At 61.6% G+C, this 15,644-nt stretch carries 13 protein-coding genes; 6 read left to right on the top strand and 7 right to left on the bottom strand.

Going from position 1 to position 15,644, the window contains the following annotated elements:
• Positions 1 to 13 precede the first annotated feature (13 nt).
• Positions 14 to 277, top strand: a complete 264-nt coding sequence (locus tag O987_RS21240) for a ferredoxin (protein WP_229227509.1) — start codon at positions 14 to 16, stop codon at positions 275 to 277.
• A gap of 107 nt (positions 278 to 384) precedes the next feature.
• The gene (locus O987_RS21235) at positions 385 to 1,332 is read left to right on the top strand and encodes a VOC family protein (protein WP_034379685.1); all 948 of its coding nucleotides are present in this window, start codon (positions 385 to 387) and stop codon (positions 1,330 to 1,332) included.
• A gap of 53 nt (positions 1,333 to 1,385) precedes the next feature.
• Here the strand turns inward: O987_RS21235 and O987_RS21230 are convergent, their stop codons facing one another.
• The 3 genes from O987_RS21230 to O987_RS21220 all read right to left on the bottom strand — a co-directional run bounded on the left by O987_RS21230 (position 1,386) and on the right by O987_RS21220 (position 4,001).
• Positions 1,386 to 2,102, bottom strand: coding sequence for an SDR family oxidoreductase (locus O987_RS21230; RefSeq protein WP_200879571.1), 717 nt, complete (start codon positions 2,100 to 2,102; stop codon positions 1,386 to 1,388).
• 33 nt (positions 2,103 to 2,135) lie between these two features.
• Positions 2,136 to 2,990 (bottom strand): SDR family oxidoreductase, encoded by an 855-nt coding sequence (locus O987_RS21225; protein WP_034379681.1) that lies wholly within the window; start codon positions 2,988 to 2,990, stop codon positions 2,136 to 2,138.
• A gap of 66 nt (positions 2,991 to 3,056) precedes the next feature.
• Positions 3,057 to 4,001 (bottom strand): LysR family transcriptional regulator, encoded by a 945-nt coding sequence (locus O987_RS21220; protein WP_043374636.1) that lies wholly within the window; start codon positions 3,999 to 4,001, stop codon positions 3,057 to 3,059.
• A 67-nt stretch (positions 4,002 to 4,068) separates the two neighbouring features.
• Between O987_RS21220 and O987_RS21215 the strand changes: the two genes are divergently transcribed.
• The 3 genes from O987_RS21215 to O987_RS21205 are packed head-to-tail and all read left to right on the top strand — an operon-like array spanning position 4,069 to position 9,361.
• Positions 4,069 to 7,593 carry an indolepyruvate ferredoxin oxidoreductase family protein gene (locus O987_RS21215; RefSeq protein ID WP_268746966.1) on the top strand — a complete coding sequence of 1,175 codons (3,525 nt, stop codon included), beginning with the start codon at positions 4,069 to 4,071 and terminating at the stop codon, positions 7,591 to 7,593.
• Positions 7,594 to 7,637: 44 nt separating this feature from the next.
• Positions 7,638 to 8,402, top strand: a complete 765-nt coding sequence (locus tag O987_RS21210; RefSeq protein ID WP_043374630.1) for an electron transfer flavoprotein subunit beta/FixA family protein — start codon at positions 7,638 to 7,640, stop codon at positions 8,400 to 8,402.
• Between the two features lie 14 nt (positions 8,403 to 8,416).
• A complete protein-coding gene (locus O987_RS21205) occupies positions 8,417 to 9,361 on the top strand; it encodes an electron transfer flavoprotein subunit alpha/FixB family protein (RefSeq protein WP_043374627.1) in 945 nt (314 codons plus the stop codon).
• Between the two features lie 855 nt (positions 9,362 to 10,216).
• On the opposite strand, the gene O987_RS21200 is transcribed toward O987_RS21205, so the two are convergent.
• Together O987_RS21200 and O987_RS21195 are read right to left on the bottom strand one after the other, a co-directional pair.
• Entirely contained in the window at positions 10,217 to 10,987 is a 771-nt protein-coding gene (locus tag O987_RS21200) for an oxidoreductase (protein ID WP_229227507.1), read from the bottom strand.
• Between the two features lie 218 nt (positions 10,988 to 11,205).
• Positions 11,206 to 12,519, bottom strand: coding sequence for a hypothetical protein (locus O987_RS21195; protein WP_051962230.1), 1,314 nt, complete (start codon positions 12,517 to 12,519; stop codon positions 11,206 to 11,208).
• 314 nt (positions 12,520 to 12,833) lie between these two features.
• Here O987_RS21195 and O987_RS21190 point away from each other — a divergent pair, with 314 nt between their 5' ends.
• The gene (locus O987_RS21190) at positions 12,834 to 13,166 is read left to right on the top strand and encodes a helix-turn-helix transcriptional regulator (RefSeq protein ID WP_043374624.1); all 333 of its coding nucleotides are present in this window, start codon (positions 12,834 to 12,836) and stop codon (positions 13,164 to 13,166) included.
• A gap of 41 nt (positions 13,167 to 13,207) precedes the next feature.
• Here the strand turns inward: O987_RS21190 and O987_RS21185 are convergent, their stop codons facing one another.
• Positions 13,208 to 14,245: a phage capsid protein gene (locus tag O987_RS21185; protein WP_034382508.1), complete on the bottom strand. Its 1,038-nt coding sequence runs from the start codon at positions 14,243 to 14,245 to the stop codon at positions 13,208 to 13,210.
• 320 nt (positions 14,246 to 14,565) lie between these two features.
• Positions 14,566 to 15,630, bottom strand: coding sequence for a YqaJ viral recombinase family protein (locus O987_RS21180; RefSeq protein ID WP_043376766.1), 1,065 nt, complete (start codon positions 15,628 to 15,630; stop codon positions 14,566 to 14,568).
• Positions 15,631 to 15,644 lie beyond the last annotated feature (14 nt).

Raw genomic sequence — 15,644 nt, 5'->3', positions numbered from 1 at the left:
TGCATATGTTTCCATGATCAGCATCACCGATCTAGCTCTATCGAAAGGAAAAATCATGAGTTCCCACGGAAAAAAAACCGCACTTCGAGTGATCGTGGATCGCGGTCGTTGCTGCGGCTATGGGCTGTGCGCCCAACTTTGCCCAGAGGTATACAAGCTGGATGAGAACGGCTTGGTGTACGTCGAATCCGAGCTTGTCCCCGGTGGGCTTGAGGAGGAGGCGAGGGAAGGGGCTGCGGCCTGCCCGGCGGAAGCGCTGGTCATCGAAGAGATTTAGTCGTGATTGGCCGGGGGGCAGCAAGGTCTGCTATCGACGGGCGCTGACGTATCCCATGGCTCGCTCCGAAGGGTATCGATTTTTTTAGCTCACGGGAAAACACCAGCATGGACATCATAGGCATTGGATACCTTGGCTTCGAGACAACCAAGGTGGACGAATGGCGGGAATACGGGCCGCAAGTCATGGGTTTTCAGATCGGCCAGTCGCCGGCGTCAGATCCGGACTCCCTCTACTTCCGCTTGGACGACCGGCGGCACCGGTTCGCCTTCCATCCCGGCAAGATCGACCGCCTGGCCTACATTGGGTGGGAGGCCAAGGGGAAGATCGAGTTCGAGGCGGCAATCGCCCGATTCAAGGAGCATGGCGTGGAGGTCACCATGGGCGATGCGGCGCTGTGCGAACAGCGTGGCGTCAAGGGAGTGTTCCGTTTTCGCGACCCGGTCGGCTACCAGCATGAGATGTTCCATGGTCAGAAATGGATGCCCCGCTCCTTCACGCCAGGCCGCCCTCACGGGGGCTTCGTAGCCGGTGTGCGGGGATTGGGGCATCTGGTTGTGATCACGCCGCAATGGCCGCCCGAGTTGCAGGATTTCTTCGTCAAGCTGATGGGCTTTCACTACTATGGTCCGGGTGCTGGCAAGGGCCAGACGGCGTTCTACCGTTCCAAGCTCAACACCTACACCAGCCACGATATCGCGTATGGATACGGGCCCGGGAAGATGGGTGTCCAGCACGTGGGCCTGTTTGTGAAAAGCCTGCGCGACGTCGGCGAGACCTACGACATCGTGAAGCAGCGCGGGATCCCGATGATGATGACCTTGGGTCAGCACTCGCAGGATCCGCACGCTTCCTTCTACCATTTCTCGCCGGGCGGCTTTGCGTTAGAAACAATCACCGAGCTGGAGCCTTGGCACGACGATGGCTTCGAGCTCAATCCCGAGAAGCTCAGCACCTGGGGCCATGAAGTGGTGGGGCCGATCCTCGGCCCGAGCGTACGAACGCCTGAAGAGCTGCTGGAGCCCGAGCTTCTGGCCAAGTACAAGCAGGGCTGACGCAGCCCGTTCGCCGAATCCCGCGCTGGCAAGTCAGCGTGGGAGTTCGCGTTTCAGACGGATTCCGAAGACGAAACGAGGAGCATGCGCGCCACGTTGGCATGCTCAGGCTGCTGCAGCATGTAGCGCACGGCAGACGCGACGTTCAATGGCTGCAGGGCGGGCGTCTGGTCTGCCCGCACCGACTGGCCCGAGGCTCTCAGCCGGTCAAAGATCTCGGTGTCCGTAGTGCCTGGTGCGATGGTTCCCACGCGCACGCCACTGCCTTTGAGCTCAACTCGCAGCGCGGTGCTGAAAACCTCGATCGCTTGCTTGAGTCCCGCGTAGACACCCATGGATGAATGGCTCAGGTAGGCCCCTACGCTGGATACATTGATGATGAAGCCGCTACTCTGCTGCTTGAACGCGCGTGCGAACACATAGGAGGCGCGCACCACGGCGTCGTAGTTGGTGCGCGTCATCTGCATCAGGGCGTCGAGGTCAACGGTTTCCAGAGGGCCGCTGACCAGCATGCCGGCGTTGTTGATCAGGATATCGGCACGGCCGTAGGTTCGGCAGGCCATCTCCAGTAGGGCCCGTGCCGTGGCAGGGTCATCAATGGCAGCGCTCAGGGCGGCGGCGGGGGTGGGGAGCTTGGCGCACAGCGTATGCAGCCGATCGGCTCGGCGCGCGGTCAAGATCAGGCTGCAGCCAGCGGCGCTGAGCTCATGGGCAATGGCTTCGCCGATGCCTGACGATGCGCCGGTGATGACGGCGACCTTACCTTCCAAGGGTCGTTCTGCTTCACTCATATGACGCAAACCTCAGGCCTGGGCGTTCGGTTGGGGATAGCGCAACTCCATAGCTGCGCCAAAGTCCCTTTTGAGGGTCGGGTAGTAGGCGATCTGCCCGCCCATGCCGCCAGCAATGTCGATCGAGGCGGCGCTGATGAAGCTGGCGTAGTCGCTCGCCAGGAACAATGCCATGCCGGCGACGTCTTCGGGCTTGCCGAAGCGACCCAGTGGGACGACCTTGAGAACCATGGCATCGAATTCATCGCGTGGCGTGCCGGGAGGCATTTCGCGGTAGTGGCGATCCCACTGTCCTGTGTCGATCCAGCCCATGTTGAGGGTGTTGACCAGAATATTGTCTTTGGGCAGAGACATGCCCAAAGACTTTGACATCGCGATGCAGCCAGCGCGGTTGACCACCGAGGGAATGCCGTCGGGGGTGATCTGGGTGCCGGCAAGCGCATTGATCTCGACGATGCGCCCCCAACGCTGCTTGCGCATGTGGGGAACCACGGCCTGGATGAAGCGGAAGTGGCCCATCTGCAGCACGTTGGCATGCTCCAGGATCTGCTCGGGCGTGAGTGTGTCGAGGTTGCCGCCGCGACCCTGGCCAGCGTTATTGATCAGGACATCCACGCCGCCCCATGCGGTTGCGATCTCATCCACGAAGGCTTTCACGCCTTCGGTGTCGGTGACGTCCACCGCACGTGCGATCACGGCCTGCGCCGTCGCCGCCAGCTCGGCACCCACGGCGTCGATGTCGGCTTGTGTGCGGGCGCAGACCGCAACGCGGGCCCCTTCCTTAGCAAAGGCGCTGGCGATGGCCCGGCCAATTCCGCGCGAGGCGCCCGTCACGATGACGCGCTTTTGACTCAAATCGATAAGCATGTGTTGTCTCCTGGTTGTTCAGAATGCTTGGTAAATTGTAGGCAAAATCTAAGAACTTGTTCATATTTATGTTCTTGCCACTGCCTGTGCGCCGTTGGCGAATGATCGGCCCAGGAACTGCTCCAACGCCGCTGCGCAGGGGCTCAATGTGCGGTTCGCTGACCAGGCCAGGCCGACTTCCATGACCGGTAGCCGTGCGTCCATGGGGACGGCGTGGATGCGGCGTCCATCCAAGGACCACGGCCGAAACACCATGTCCGACAGGATGGTCACGCCCAGATTGAGGGCGACCATCTCGCGCAGCGCTTCCATGGAAGAGGTCTGAATGATCTTGCGTGGCGTGTATCCCGCATCGGCCCAGTAGCGCCGGGCATTCCGGTCGCCTTCGTCCACCATGGGCAGGATGTAGGGGAGCGCCGCTAATTCCTCGAAGCTCAAGCTCCCCCGGCCAGCGTAGTCGTGGCCCGCAGCCATCCAGAGCTGGCGCCGGGATCTTTCCAGGACGCGGGTTTCCAAGCGCTCCGGCGCTTCAAGGTTGGACAGCAAAAGTGCGCCCATTTCCAGTTGGCCGCTTGCCAGGCGGGCCTCGATGTCCTTGCGCGGCATCTCCTCGAGAGATAGCTCAATCCGGGGGTACAGCTCGCAGAAACGTGCGAGGGCGGGCAACAGGAAGTAGCCCAGGACGGTGTAGGTCGCGGCCACTTCCAGTTTCCCGTGGAGGTCGCGTCCGTGCATCGGAAAGCGGGCCGCCTCGTTGGCCATGCGCAGAACGGATTCGGCGTGCTGCAGAAAGCCTTGTCCTTGCAGGGTGAGGGTGACGCCCTGGCGCCCGCGATCCAGCAAGGCCGTGCCCATGGCTTGCTCCAGGTCTGCGATCGCCAGTGTCATGGCCGACTGCGACAGGCCGACTTCCGTTGCGGCTGCCGAGATTTGCCCGCAACGGGCCACAGCGACGAAGTAGTGCAGTTGGCGCAGCGTGAAGCGCGGCAGGGCAGGGAGACCGATCGTCATTGGAAGGGCAAATACCTGGGGTTCAAAAATTGAATTTGACTATGCCACAAATATGAACAAAATATAAATAAATGTTCAAATAAAAGAGCGACTGGAGATATCCCCCATGACCCATCCCGTTTCCCTGGCGGACAAGTACGAGCTGCCCGCTGGCCGTGTTTACATGAACGGCACGCAGGCGATGGTTCGGCTGCTGCTGGCGCAAAAGGCCCGCGACGAGGCGGCCGGATTGAATACCGAAGGCTTCGTATCCGGCTATCGTGGCTCTCCGTTGGGGGCCGTAGACCAGGAGCTGTGGAGGAACCGGGTGTTGCTGGACAAGCACAAGGTGCGCTTCCAGCCCGGCCTGAACGAAGAATTGGCGGCAACGTCGGTCTGGGGCACGCAGATGGTGAGCCTGGATCCAAAGGCGCGGGTCGATGGCGTGTTCGCCCTCTGGTACGGGAAGGGGCCGGGCGTGGACCGAAGCGGCGATGTCTTCAAGCACGGCAACATCGCGGGTGGTGCCTCGCATGGGGGCGTCTTGCTGGTGGCGGGCGACGACCATGCCTGCAAGTCATCCAGTCTGCCGCATCAGAGCGAGCATGCATTCATCGCTGCGATGATTCCGGTGCTGCATCCTTCGGGCGTACACGAGTTCATCGAATTCGGACTGCACGGGTACGCCATGTCGCGCTATTCGGGTTGCTGGGTGGGCTTCAAGGTGATCAGCGATACGGTCGAGTCTTCGTCGTCGTTCGACATCGATCCAATGTCGGTCGAGATAAAGATTCCGCAGTCCTACCCGGTTCCCGCCGACGGTTTCTCGATCCGCTGGCCCGATCCTCCGCTGGAGCAGGAGAACCGCCTGCAGCGCGAGCGCCTTTATGCCTTGCTCGAGTACGTGCGCTTGAACAAGCTCAATCGCCAGGACTGGATGGCCCCCGACGCGCGCCTGGGTATCTGCACCACCGGCAAGAGCTACCTCGACGTGCGCGAGGCGCTGTCGCTGCTGGGTTTGGACGAGGCGGCGGCACAGGCGCTGGGCGTGCGCCTGCTCAAGATCGGCGTGGTCTGGCCCTTGGAGCCGACCTGCGTGGTCGAGTTCGCGCAGGGGCTCGACGAAATACTGGTCGTGGAGGAAAAGCGCCAGGTACTTGAATACCAGATCAAGGAGCATCTCTACAACGAACCCCACCGTCCCCGCGTGGTCGGCAAATACGATGAATCGGGCGAATGGGTTCAGGTCCCCAGCAGCGGCATTCTGCTGTCGCCTAATGGCGAACTCACGCCTGCGGGCATCGCTGATGTCATCGCCGCGCGTCTGGTCAAGGTGTTCGGCCATGGCGAGCTGCCGGAGTCGGCGCGGGAGTGGCTGGAGCGCCAGACGGCGGCGGCGCCCCGCTCCCCATCCGATGCGCCTGTACCGCAGCGGCTTCCTTACTTTTGTTCGGGCTGCCCCCACAACACCAGCACGCAGGTGCCGGAAGGGTCGCGCGCGCTGGCGGGGATCGGCTGTCACTACATGTCGATGTGGATGGATCGCAGGACGGAAACGTTTAGCCAGATGGGCGGGGAAGGGGTGCCGTGGATAGGGCAGGCGCCTTACACGGATACGCCACATGTGTTCGCCAACCTGGGCGATGGCACCTACATGCATTCAGGCTCCCTGGCCATCCGCGCTGCCGTGGCCGCCGGTGTCAACATCACCTACAAGCTGCTGGTCAACGATGCCGTTGCCATGACGGGAGGCCAGCCGGTCGAAGGCGCACCTTCGGTGCCCCAGTTGCTGCGACAGATTGCCGCCGAAGGCGTGACGGAGCTGCACCTGGTGAGCGACGAGCCCGAGGCCTTTCAAGCCTTGGACGACTTTCCCGAGGACGTCAAGGTGTCGCACCGCGACGGTATGGACGCGCTGCAGCGCCAACTGCGCGAGGTCAAGGGGGTATCGGTGATCGTCTATGCGCAGACCTGCGCCGCTGAGAAGCGCCGTCGGCGCAAGAAGAAAACCCTGGTCGATCCGGCGCGCAGGGTGGTCATCAACGAGGAGGTGTGCGAGGGCTGCGGCGACTGCGGCGTGCAGTCCAACTGTGTCTCCATCCTGCCGCTGGAAACGCCCCTGGGCCGCAAGCGGCAGATCGACCAGAGCGGTTGCAACAAGGACTTCTCCTGCGTGCGTGGGTTCTGTCCCAGCTTTGTGGTGCTCGAAGGCGCCGAGCTGCGAAAACCCCAGCGTGACCGCGTGGCGCCGCCCACCGGTCTGGCACAGCCCGAGCTGCCTGCATTGGCGCGTCCCTGGAACATCCTGGTGGCGGGGGTCGGCGGCACCGGCGTGGTGACCATCGGTGCGCTCATGGGGATGGCTGCGCACCTCGAAGGCAAAGGGGTGCTGGTGCTGGACATGGCAGGCCTGGCGCAGAAGGGCGGGGCGGTGATGTCCCATGTGCGGCTGGCGGCGGACCCCTCCCAACTGCATGCCGCACGGGTGGCGCGCGGACAGGCGGACGTGGTGCTCGGCTGCGACCTGATGGTGGCCGCGGCGGGCGATGCGCTGGCTTCCATGGCTCCCGGGCGCACTCGCGCCGTGCTGAATACGGATGTGGCCCCCACGGGCAGCTTCACCCGGGATCCCGATTGGCAGGCTTCCCCCGATGCGATGCTGGAGCGGGTCGGCTCGGCCGCTGCCGAGGTGGAGTCCCTGGAGGCCTCCCGCCTGGCGGTCGCCCTCATGGGGGATGCCGTGGCCACCAACGTATTCCTGCTGGGCTTTGCATGGCAAAAGGGTTGGGTGCCTCTGCAAGAGGATTCTTTGCTGCGCGCCATTGAACTCAACGGTGCCGCGGTGGGCATGAACCGCGCAGCATTTGCCTGGGGGCGACAGGCTGCGCTGGATCCTGCTGCGGTACGCCGCGCGGCCGGCCTGCCATCCAATGAGAAGGTGATGTTGATGCCCAGCAGAACGGCCTCTCTTGCGAGCGTCCTGGCCGATCGCACAGAGCGGCTCGCCGACTATCAGAATGCGCGCTACGCGCAGCGCTACGAGGCGGCCGTGCGGCGTGTCGCCGATGTCGAAAAGGCCCGTGTCGGGGGGGAGCGCCTGGCGCGCGAGGTCGCGGTGAGCCTCTACAAGCTGATGGCCTACAAAGATGAATACGAAGTGGCTCGCCTGCACACCAGCAGTGATTTCCTTGCCCGGTTGCAAGAGCGCTTCGAGGGGGATTTCACCGTGAGCTACTACCTGGCGCCGCCGCTGCTCGCACGTCGCGATGCGCAGGGCCGTCCCATCAAGCAGCGCTATGGCGCGTGGGTACAGACCGCCTTTCGTTTGTTGGCCCGTTTGCGCTTCCTGCGTGGAACAGTCTTCGATCCGTTCGGCTGGACTCGGGAGCGGCGGGAGGAACGTGCGGCAATCGACGAATTCGAAGCCATGGTTGAGGACCTGCTGAAGGACTTGAATAGCAGCAACTTCAGCGAAGCGCTCGCGCTCGCCCGTTTGCCCCAGCAGGTGCGAGGCTACGGCCATGTGAAGGCGCGCGAGCACGATGTCGTGCAGAAAAAGGCATCGGAACTCTTGGCCCGCTGGCGAACAAAGACCAGCCTTCCCCAAGGCTGAAGCCAGCCAAAACAAAGCTGCTACCCAATCCATAGGAGACACATATGAAAATCCTCGTCCCTGTCAAGCGCGTGGTGGACTACAACGTGAAGGTCCGCGTGAAGTCGGACAACACGGGTGTGGACATCGCCAACGTGAAGATGAGCATGAACCCCTTTGACGAAATCGCCGTCGAGGAGGCCGTGCGCCTGAAGGAAAAAGGCCTGGTGACCGAAGTCATCGCCGTCTCCTGCGGCGTGGCCCAATGCCAGGAAACCCTGCGCACCGCCATGGCCATCGGCGCCGACCGCGCCATCCTGGTCGAGACCGACATCGAACTCCAGCCCCTGGCCGTGGCCAAGCTGCTCAAAGCCCTGGTGGACAAGGAGCAACCCGGTCTGGTCATCTGCGGCAAGCAGGCCATCGACGACGATGCCAACCAGACCGGCCAGATGCTGGCGGCCCTGGCCGACATGCCCCAGGCCACCTTCGCCTCCAAGGTCGAAGTCGCCGGCGACAAGGCTGACGCGTCCCGGGTCAACGTCACCCGCGAAGTGGACGGCGGCCTGGAAACCGTGGCCCTGGCTACGCCCGCCGTCATCACCACTGACCTGCGCCTGAACGAGCCCCGCTACGTCACCTTGCCCAACATCATGAAGGCCAAGAAAAAGCAGCTGGACACCTTCAAGCCCGAAGACCTGGGCGTGGACGTGACGCCTCGCCTGAAGACCGTGAAAGTCTCCGAGCCTGCCAAGCGCGGCGCTGGCGTCAAGGTGGCCGATGTGGCGGCCCTGGTCGACAAGCTGAAAAATGAAGCCAAAGTGATCTAAAGGAAGAACGACAAATGACTTCTCTCGTAATTGCAGAACACGACAACGCTTCGATCAAGACCGCGACCCTGAACACCGTGACGGCTGCCAAGGCCTGCGGCGGTGATGTGCATGTGCTGGTGGTTGGCGAAGGTGCAGCCGCTGCAGCAGCCGCTGCCGCCCAGATCGCCGGAGTCTCCAAGGTCATCCATGCCGACGGCGCCAGCCTCAAGGACGGCCTGGCCGAGAACGTGGCCGCCCAGGTGCTGGCAATTGTGGGCAGTGGTGCCGGCAACTACAGCCACATTCTGTTCCCCTCGACTGCCTCGGGCAAGAACGTGGCGCCCCGCGTGGCCGCCAAGCTGGACGTGGCCCAGATCAGCGACATCACCAAGGTCGACTCCGCCGACACCTTCGAGCGCCCCATCTATGCGGGCAACGCCATTGCCACCGTGCAGTCTGCCGATGCCGTCAAGGTCATCACCGTGCGTACCACGGGCTTTGACGCAGCGGCTGCCACTGGCGGCTCTGCTGCCGTGGAAGCCGTGGCGGCAGTGGCCGACAGCGGCAAGAGCGCCTTTGTGGGCCGCGAAGTGACCAAGAGCGAGCGTCCCGAACTGACGGCTGCCAAGATCATCGTCTCCGGCGGTCGTGCGCTGGGTTCGGCCGAGAAGTTCCAGGAAGTCATGTCGCCGCTGGCCGACAAGCTGGGAGCGGCCATCGGCGCCAGCCGTGCGGCCGTCGATGCGGGCTATGCGCCCAACGACCTGCAAGTGGGCCAGACGGGCAAGATCGTGGCGCCGCAGCTGTACATTGCCTGCGGCATCTCGGGAGCGATCCAGCATCTGGCGGGCATGAAGGACTCCAAGGTGATCGTGGCGATCAACAAGGACCCCGAGGCGCCGATCTTCTCGGTGGTCGACTATGGTCTGGAAGCGGACCTGTTCCAGGCCGTGCCGGAGTTGGTCAAGGCGATCTAGTAAGGAGATATTACACCATGGGATTGTTGCGCCAATGCCTGCAGGAGGTGCGTGAGCGGGAGCATCCGCCGCCTATTTTTGTCCAGCCGTGCAAAGTATCACTCCACTACCCCGAGCAGGGGCATAACCCTGAAAGTGTGCAGCTCGCTCCTGTTGGCGAGCTCCACAGTGACGCACTCCAGCACAACAGTATCTTGGACACGCCACGCGTGTAAGGTTAGTCCATATGGCTGCTGTTAGCTGAATTTTGCGTTCATCTGTTGATTTCCACGCAAACCTGACTCAACCGGAGGTTACTGGGTCAGGTTTGCGTGGAAATCGACACACAGGCTATGGCAGCATTTGAAGAGCTTGAAGAAACTGCCAAGTTCATGTGTCTCTCGCCATGGTCTCCCTTTAGAACTCAGCGCAGCATCCCTCCAGGAGCTAAAAGGCACGTTTGGAGCGTCTTGGTAGGGCAGCGAACCGAAGCAACTGAGCAGCGGCGGAGCTTGTCGCCGCTAAAGCGCCTGCGAGCGGCCGATCTTGGGCGCGGCTACCTTGGTTCACCAAGTGGACATGCTGCAGCTCATTGAGCAGAAACGAGATCTTGGTTCATTGAAGAGACCGTTGCTTCCAACAAGTCCAGCATTTCGTTGCGTGCGCTAAGGTCTTCTGAGTTATAGACTCCATCTCTACCGGAAACCAGCGCGATTCGACGCAGTTCAGTCTCCGAGCCAGGCCTTTCGAGCAAACCTGCATCGAGCCATTTGTCTACAAAGCAATCAAGTCGTTTCTGGGACAAAAAACAAAGTCATGTGACATGGAGCCCCGCGCACAAGGCGCCGGGCTCCATTGGGCATTGCTTGTCGTAAATCATCCTTCGCTCAGTGCTCGCCAACCGTTCTCGGTCTTGCGCATGGTGATCTTGCCCTTCATCTGAAGCTGCTGATCTTGCAGCCAGTACAGGACGTCCTGCGCCTTGGCCGCTTCGTTACGGATTCGAAGCAGCGCAGGATAAAACAGCTTCGCGGAGCCTCCATTCGGGCATCCTGCAACGTACATGGACCAGACGCTTTCCGTCACCTGGTTGTAGATAGTGTTCTTGGGCTGGTTGTGTTCTTGCTTTTGCCGTGCTTCCTGCTCCATCGCATCGAGCGCCTGCATCTTCTGGCGCAGGCTGCCCGGCAGCGGATGCTCGTTTTCCCAGTGGACCAGCGCTTTCCGATAAGCGTCTTCTTCCAGGAATCCCATCCCCGGTGGATTGTTGAAGTTGAAGTCTTCTCGACGGGGTGCGCTGCTGTTGTGTTCCTTGCGTAACGCCAGGATCTCAGCCTTGAGCATCGCGATTTGTTGTTGATCGGCCTTGCCGGCATCCTCCCAGGCTTTCATGCGGTCGCGCTCCTCCATGTAGGTCTGGCGCATGCGCTTCAAGGTATCGAGGTCCTTGAGTTCGATGTCGTAGGTGAACTCGACACGGTAGTGGCCATCCTCTTCATAGCCGTTGGTCTTCTTGACGTGCGTCACCTTGACGTTGTCACAGGCGGCGAACTGGGGCTCCAGGAATTTTTTGACATCGCTGTCACTGGGGGCAGAGCTGCAGCCAGCCAGGGTCAGGGCGGTGCAAAGAAAGAGTTGCTTTTTCATCGAGAGAGGTCTCCGGTCAATGTGAAGTGGGGCAGGGCCAGGCATGGCAGTACCAAGCCCGCTGGGCTCTGTGAGCTGTGAGCCAGGATGGCTGGGCCGCTAGGCCAATGGCTGCGCCCATGAGGTTCGGAACTACAAAGCAAGAAGCGATGCGCTCCAATGGAACGCATCGCTTGATGAGGCCGCAGGGCGGCAGAGGCCGGTTGATCGGGCAACGCTTATTGCGAAATGCCCATGGTCACGTAGTTGGCCTTGCCGTCGATGACCGGTGTGGTCAGGCCCTTCTGGGTCGAGACACCGACATAGGCATAGGTTGTCTTGCCGTCCAAGGTGATCTTGTAGACCTTGGCATGCGTGATGGAGTTTTCTGCAAGGTCCTCCATACCCTCGCCGGACAAGGCCTTGGAGAAGCCGAAGTTGGGGGCGTCGGGAACGCCACCGTTTTCGGTGAACACCACGGAGTCATCGGCCCGGAATTCCAGCGTGCCGGTGGGGCTGCAGTCCTCGTACTCGTTGAACACCTTGCCGTGTAGCTCGGTGGTATCGGTGACAGGAGTCCAGTCCTCCGAGAGATAGGCGTACTGGCCGTGCTGATTGGAGCCAAAGGAGCCAGCGCCTTGCGTGCAGTACTGTGCGATGCGATTGCCCAGCAGGCTGGTCACCGCCACAAAGGGCAGACCCACCTGGTTCACATTGCCGTCTGTGCCCAAGGACGCCTTCGATGTCAGCAGACCACGGTGGGGATCGGGTATCGACAGAACAAAATCGCCGGCCTTGGTCTTCGCGGCACCTGCACGGAACAGGGTCATGTTGGGCGTCGTGAAAGCCGTACCGGCAAAGGCTGCCTGGGTCAGAGTCTCGCCTGCCGCCACGCTGCCAGCCGCTTCCGACTGCGTCAGACCAGCAGAAATCAGGGCCGCGCCATAGCTCTCCAGCAAATCATCACCCGCATCGCCCTTTTGCGCCTGGAACTGGCTGGTCAGCGGATCGAAGCCAGCCGGCAACGACGGCTTGCCCGGCAGGCTGGACAGAGCCGCCTTGAGCTTGTCCTGGGCCGTTGCCAAGGCGCCGGCATGGATCGCACCGCTCAAGCTCCCATTGGTGGCCGAGTCGAACCAGGCATCGGGCTTTTGGCCGCTCACGATGCCAACCATCAAATCGGTCAACGGCGTGATATTGGCCAGACCCGATGCAGCCACCATGGAATGCAAAGGCGTAGTCAGGGCTTGACCATTGGCCTGGCCGCCGGAGACGCGGATCACGCAAGGAAAGTCGCTGCCCTTGAGCGAGGCCGACCAGGAGCCATCCGTGCCGGTGGTGGCAGAGGCAGAAGCACCAGAGGCGCACTTCAGCGTCACGGCACCGCCCGCAATGGGCGAGCCCACAGCCGCCACGCCGTTGGCCGAGGCCGAGTTGGAGGCTGGTGGCGCTTCGCTGCTGCCGCCACCGCCGCCGCCGCAGGCGGTCAGCACTGCTGCCGTGACAACGCTCAGAGCCAACTGAGCCATACCTTGGTTCGAAATCTTCTTCATGGTTTCCCTCTTCTTTATGGATGTGTCTTGAATGTGAAAGCCCGCCGGAAGCGGGCCATGGGGCGGAGTAAGGGCTGATAGATGGGTGGCGGACCTCCATTCAAAACGGCGTGGACTCCAGGTTTCGTAACCCGTCACTCGCTTTGGCTGAGGACGCAGAAACTGGTGAATGGGAAAGAGATGGATGCAGAGCTTCTCTCATTGAAGTCGAAGTTTTGATAGACCTTCCATCTCCGTTTGATGATTATATTCATCAAAAATTGACGTTTATATAGCGTCGTTAATTGGTCTGCAAATGGGCATCCTGCCCGCCAATGACCAGCAAGCGCTCTGCCACTTCTTCGGCTTCCTCGGCTGCGCCTATTTCCATTGCTTTGGGACGGCGAGTGAAGCAATGCCGGCATGCAGCCGACAAGTCCCAGGAAACCTTGGCCTTTGAGGCGCAGGTCGACAGGACGTACATCTCCGCGATTGAGAGGGGTGTTGCCAACCCGTCCATCGAAACCTTGGCAAGCATTTGTCATGTCCTGGGAGTGACGCTGGCCGAGCTGTTTGAGCCGTTGAGTGATGTCTCGCTGGCTCCGACCGGTGAACGCCGGGCTAATGCGGCACAGCCACCAGAAATCAAGCGCAGTCGCTTACGCTGATTTCCCGTGGGGGAGTCGGCCGCTTTGGAACTGACAGCAAGCTAGTTGGCGATAGATGCAGAGGACGTTTCAGGGAAAAATTCCTCGGCAATGACCTCCGCTTCCTCGAGCGAGTCCTCAAAGCTGCCGTTGGCATAGCCCACCCTTGCTGCCTCATCCAAAGCCTGCTGATCAAACCCCGCAGTCTGGCGTTGTGTCGCCAATTCCTGGGCCTGGGCAATGGCTTCGTTCAGCGTCAATCCACTGCGAACGACCAGATCCGCGTAGTAGATCGCCGAGCGATGTGACTGCGTCGTGGACTTGCCCCGCAGCTTGAGCTCCAGCGGCATGCCGGCCAGATGCCCACCTGACACCGCGGCGAAGTACTGCAGCCGGGCGGTCAAGGTGCGGATGCTGTTGAAGCCCGTGGTGCGGAACATAAAGCTGCCCAGCTCATCGCTGTCGCCAATCACCAGATTCAGCCGTCCATAGGGCTTGCAGGCATCCCGCCCGAAGGCGCAGGCATCGGGTCCGGGGCAGGGCATGGAGGCCAGCCCCTGGCTCGTGACCCGCTTGCAATTCTCGCCGTCGCCCACGCAGACAGGCCTAGCCGTGCTGCGGTCGAACAAGGTGTAATGGGCGCGCAGATTCAGATCGGGTTCATTGAACAGCACCCGCACAGGGATACTGCGCAGCTTGCGCCGGGTGGGTGTGGTTGCTGTGGAGGTCGCTGCAGGCTGGACTTTGGAGCCGGCTGTCTGCTCTGCGTCCGTGACAACCCCCATCTTTTCTTTGAGCGAACGCCTGCCGGGACGCGGCGAAGGCTGAGCAGAAGCGGGCTGTAAGCCACTGTCACCTTCTTCACTACCTTCAGACAGGGAAGGCTTCACGCCTTCCTTTATGCCGCTGGATGGTTGGCTGGTAGCCTGGCGTAGCGCTTCGTCGAGCGGATGCAGGATCCACTGCCCACGAGACTGCACCTGGGTGGTAATGGTGAATTCATCATCCTTCTCGGGCAATCGTTTGCCATTGCGCTCCACCACCTTGCCGATGGCGATGCGGCCGATCACCGGGGGGGTGATCATCAAACCTTTGATCATGGAATGCTCCAATAACAAAGTCCTCCAGGGCCAAGCCAAGGAGGACGGGGGAGGAAAAAGAAGGAAAAGGAAGGAGGGGAGGGAGATCCCTGGGCGGACTGCGATGTCACAAACCGCCTGGTTTTTGCTGCTAGATTGGGTGCGTTGGAAACTCACCAAATCGAGATGCAACCCAGGATCAACTTCATTGAGAGGGGGCGCCTTTTCAGGCGCGAGCTCAAGCGACGCCGAGTCCGGTTCCTACCGATGCAGGTCTTGCGCCGGATATTTGACGAGGCCGGTGTCTAACTTCCCTCAAGGGAGTGAGAACCTTCCTCGGCCTAGGCCTCGGCTTCCGGCTCATAGACACAGAATCGCCGTGAACCTGCCCGTGGACTCAGATAGCGCTGGGCCAGCGTGGGATGCTCTTGCACGAATTGGCTGCTGTTGAAGGCCTGGCCGTCCTTGCTGCGCTTCCAGGTCACGGAGCCGCCGCAGGAAAACAGGGCTTTGCTGGCTTCGCCCATGTGCATCTGGATGCATTGGCGCAGACGGGCTTCGTGTTTCTGCGCGGCATCGAGATCGGAACGGGCCTGTAGCAACTCCTCGAAGGTGGTGTTGAGTTCCTGATACTCACTCAGGTCCACCTGCTCGCCGGCATCGCTGGGATAGAGACAGCGCAAAGCCTGCTCGGCACTGTCCGAGCCGTCACCGGCCGGCGCGGTACCGCTTTGGACCATGTCCCAGAAGGCTTTCTCCAGGGCAATCAGCCGAGCTATCAGTGCTTCATCCCGCTCGATGCGAAAGATGCGCAATTCCTGCCCGCCCACCAGCACCACCACATCGGCGGCCTGCTTATCCGTCACAGCCAACTGGTGCATCACCTGAACCTGCACATACTCGGGCACGCCATCGCGCCACAGGCGGGCGCCATGGATGCCGGCCGTCTTGCATTCGAGCAACTGCACATCGGGAACTCCGATCACTTCCCGGTCCACATTGGCCAGCATCCAAGGGTGTTCGGGATGCTGCAGCACCGCATTCACACGCCGCACCTTGTTGCCCGTGCGTTTGGTGTAATGGGCCGCCACGATGGGCTCCAGCAAGGTGCCCCAGAACATGGGGCTGGTGTCGTCCGTGGGGTCGACAGCCGGCAACAGATCGCCCTTGCCGGTCTTTTGCATCCACAGCTCCAACTGGGACTGGTAGGGATTGAGGCCGATGGCTGCTGCCGCATCCGAGCTGCCGATGCCGGTACGGCGCACTTCCAGCCAGTCCTCGCGCTCCAGGTCCTTGGTGGACACCAGGCGCAGGGCGGCTCTCTTGCGGGGAGTACGGGATGGGGCAGAGGTAGAGCGCACTGCAGGCGCAGCAGGCCCCGAAGGGCTCACCAAGTGCAAAGACATACAGAACTCCTTGG

It is taken from the genome of Comamonas testosteroni TK102 (assembly GCF_000739375.1).
In the GTDB taxonomy this organism is placed as follows: domain Bacteria; phylum Pseudomonadota; class Gammaproteobacteria; order Burkholderiales; family Burkholderiaceae_C; genus Comamonas; species Comamonas brasiliensis.
The sequence above is the reverse complement of the archived record's forward strand: the minus strand, read 5'-3'. Positions and strand labels throughout refer to the sequence as shown.

Coding starts and splice junctions, on each gene's coding strand:
- O987_RS21240 (WP_229227509.1), top strand. CDS start 14: ATGATCAGCATCACCGATCTAGCTCTATCGAAAGGAAAAATCATGAGT.
- O987_RS21235 (WP_034379685.1), top strand. CDS start 385: ATGGACATCATAGGCATTGGATACCTTGGCTTCGAGACAACCAAGGTG.
- O987_RS21225 (WP_034379681.1), bottom strand. CDS start 2,990: ATGCTTATCGATTTGAGTCAAAAGCGCGTCATCGTGACGGGCGCCTCG.
- O987_RS21220 (WP_043374636.1), bottom strand. CDS start 4,001: ATGACGATCGGTCTCCCTGCCCTGCCGCGCTTCACGCTGCGCCAACTG.
- O987_RS21210 (WP_043374630.1), top strand. CDS start 7,638: ATGAAAATCCTCGTCCCTGTCAAGCGCGTGGTGGACTACAACGTGAAG.
- O987_RS21205 (WP_043374627.1), top strand. CDS start 8,417: ATGACTTCTCTCGTAATTGCAGAACACGACAACGCTTCGATCAAGACC.
- O987_RS21200 (WP_229227507.1), bottom strand. CDS start 10,987: ATGAAAAAGCAACTCTTTCTTTGCACCGCCCTGACCCTGGCTGGCTGC.
- O987_RS21195 (WP_051962230.1), bottom strand. CDS start 12,519: ATGAAGAAGATTTCGAACCAAGGTATGGCTCAGTTGGCTCTGAGCGTT.
- O987_RS21190 (WP_043374624.1), top strand. CDS start 12,834: ATGACCAGCAAGCGCTCTGCCACTTCTTCGGCTTCCTCGGCTGCGCCT.
- O987_RS21185 (WP_034382508.1), bottom strand. CDS start 14,245: ATGATCAAAGGTTTGATGATCACCCCCCCGGTGATCGGCCGCATCGCC.
- O987_RS21180 (WP_043376766.1), bottom strand. CDS start 15,630: ATGTCTTTGCACTTGGTGAGCCCTTCGGGGCCTGCTGCGCCTGCAGTG.